Origin of the sequence: Halorientalis sp., from assembly GCF_028275115.1 — an archaeon.
Classification (GTDB): domain Archaea; phylum Halobacteriota; class Halobacteria; order Halobacteriales; family Haloarculaceae; genus Halorientalis.
This window is the reverse complement of sequence record NZ_JAQCNH010000010.1, coordinates 1-2,133: the sequence shown is the minus strand read 5'-3', so window position 1 is coordinate 2,133 and position 2,133 is coordinate 1. Positions and strand designations below refer to the sequence as shown.

3 protein-coding genes are annotated in these 2,133 nt (G+C 61.3%); 2 read left to right on the top strand and 1 reads right to left on the bottom strand.

Annotated elements, in window-relative coordinates; translation table 11 throughout:
- The coding region (locus tag Q0964_RS01495) for a winged helix-turn-helix transcriptional regulator (RefSeq protein ID WP_299262714.1) at positions 1 to 362 on the bottom strand (362 nt) is incomplete at its 3' end.
- Positions 363 to 544: 182 nt separating this feature from the next.
- Between Q0964_RS01495 and Q0964_RS01490 the strand changes: the two genes are divergently transcribed.
- Together Q0964_RS01490 and Q0964_RS01485 are read left to right on the top strand one after the other, a co-directional pair.
- On the top strand, positions 545 to 1,105 hold the full coding sequence (locus Q0964_RS01490; protein ID WP_299262712.1) for a hypothetical protein: 561 nt from the start codon (positions 545 to 547) through the stop codon (positions 1,103 to 1,105).
- Entirely contained in the window at positions 1,102 to 1,812 is a 711-nt protein-coding gene (locus Q0964_RS01485; RefSeq protein WP_299262710.1) for a ferredoxin--NADP reductase, read from the top strand. Before Q0964_RS01490 ends, Q0964_RS01485 begins: the two co-directional genes overlap by 4 nt.
- Positions 1,813 to 2,133: the final 321 nt, after the last annotated feature.

Genomic DNA, 2,133 nt, shown 5'->3' with positions numbered 1-2,133 from the left:
GACTCGTCGGGCGAGTCGGCGTCGCGGAGGTAGGTCTCGCCCCACTCCACCATCTCGTCGATCACCGGGCTGAGTCCGCGACCATGCTCACTCAGTCGGTACGTCACCTGGACCGGACGCCCGTCACTGACTGTCCGCTCGACGAGTCCTTTCTGTTCTAGATCCTCTAAACTCTCCGAAAGTACCTTTCCGGAGACAGTGTGCATCCGCGCTTCGAGTTCGCTGAACCGGAGTGGCTCTGCGTCGAGCAGGTGGTAAACGATCGCCGGGTGCCACTTCCGTCCGAGAACGGCAGCGGCCGACTCCATCGGACACCAGTCCTCGTCCGTGCACCACGTCGGGAGTTGTTCGGGCCTGCTCATACGAGCCACGAAGGGTTCGAGTCACATACCGGTTACGGACAGTAAACGACTAACCGTCCATTTTCAGTCGGCGTGTCTCACTGGCCTACATTTAGTCCTATGTAATCCGTTTACGTCGGAGTAAACGGTTGACCTATAAGAAAGCAGACACTTATGATGCCCCGGGTCGGATCAGTAGCCGAATGTCAACGACAGAAGCGGCAAGCACGGGGGGTTATGACCGGGCCGACGGGTGGCTCACCGACGCAACGCTACTGAAACTCTGGGGCGTCGTAGTGGCCGCCGGGTGGCTCGTTTCGCAGGGAGTGGCGGTCGGCGGCGGGGTCGACCGTCGGTTCCAATTGGGCCTGACGGCGTTTTGGCTGATCGGATCGCTGGTGCCGATTACTGCCTCCTTCGTGTGGATGCGCAGGGGTACGTTCACTGGCCTGTTCCCGGTGTGGACGCTGTTGGGGGTCGCGGGACTCCTGGCGAGCTTTGCGGTGATCCTGGACGTGATCGACGTTGCGTCCGTGTTCGTGCTCGGTGCGCTGTGGTTCGCAGGGCCCGCAGTCGGGTTCGCCGTTACCACGGTGTACATGAACGACTGGAGCGTGCGGGTGTACGCCGGCGCTACGGTTGCCAACCTTGTGGGAGCAGTCGCAGTCGTCCTCGTGCCGGGGTTTGAGGCGGTATACTTCGTCGTTGCTGCGGCGATTCAGGGGCTCCCGATGCTGTACCACGGGGTGAGGCTTGACCGATGACACACACTGCAGAGGTCGTTGACGTTTACCAGCTTACACCTACGGTGAAGGGGTTCCGGCTCCGGGTGCCCGGTCACGAGTTCAACTTCGAACCCGGCCAGCACACGACCATCCGGTTCGGCTCGGGAGGAGAAGAGGTCGTCCGCCCGTACACGCCGACGAATCTACCGGGGTCCGACGAACTGGCGCTGACTATCAAACGGTACGATGACGGGTTAGCGTCATCATATATGCATACCAAACGCCCCGGTGACGTGGTCGAGATCGGGCCGCTGAGCGGTGACCTCACGCTCGCGGACCCCGACCGGGATGTCGCGTTCCTTGGAACTGGAACCGGAATCACGCCGCTTCTGTCTATTCTCCGGCAGTACTTGCGCGAGGGAACCGGTCACGCACACGTCGTGTTCGGCGAGAAGACGGAGTCGTCGATCATCCACCGCGGCACGCTGAACGAACTAGCGGCCGATCATGGGAACTTGGATGTAACGTTCACCCTTTCGGACCCGAACTGGGAGTGGACCGGTCGGGTGGGGTACGTCCAGAATCACCTGGACGACCTGTTCGATGACCTCTCCACGCGGGACTGCTACGTCTGTGGCGTCCCGCCGATGGTGGTTCAGACGAAGGCACGCCTCGCAGAACTTGGAACTCCCGGCGAACGGATTCATAGTGAAGGGTGGGAGGACGGCGTTGTGGGCGGATCCTAACTCCCAGTATCTTTAAGTCACTAAGTTACTATACGTAATCATACCGCGGTTTATCCGCCGCGGTACTGGCGCATTCCCCACCCTGGCTGTGCCGAGGGGTTCCGCGTCTCTCACCCCTCGGTTATTGAGGACCTACAACGACATACCGTACGGTATTCCATGGAGTATTGACGGCCGATACGGCCGCTTCCCACCCGACGGGAGCGGTATTGAAACAGAACGGCAGGGATCTACAACGCCGCCGCCACGTCAGGCCAACCGACCCGCTTCGCGTGCGGACGTCCCGAAGGCCAGGTGGGAATCCGGCCGGAGTCGTCGCGG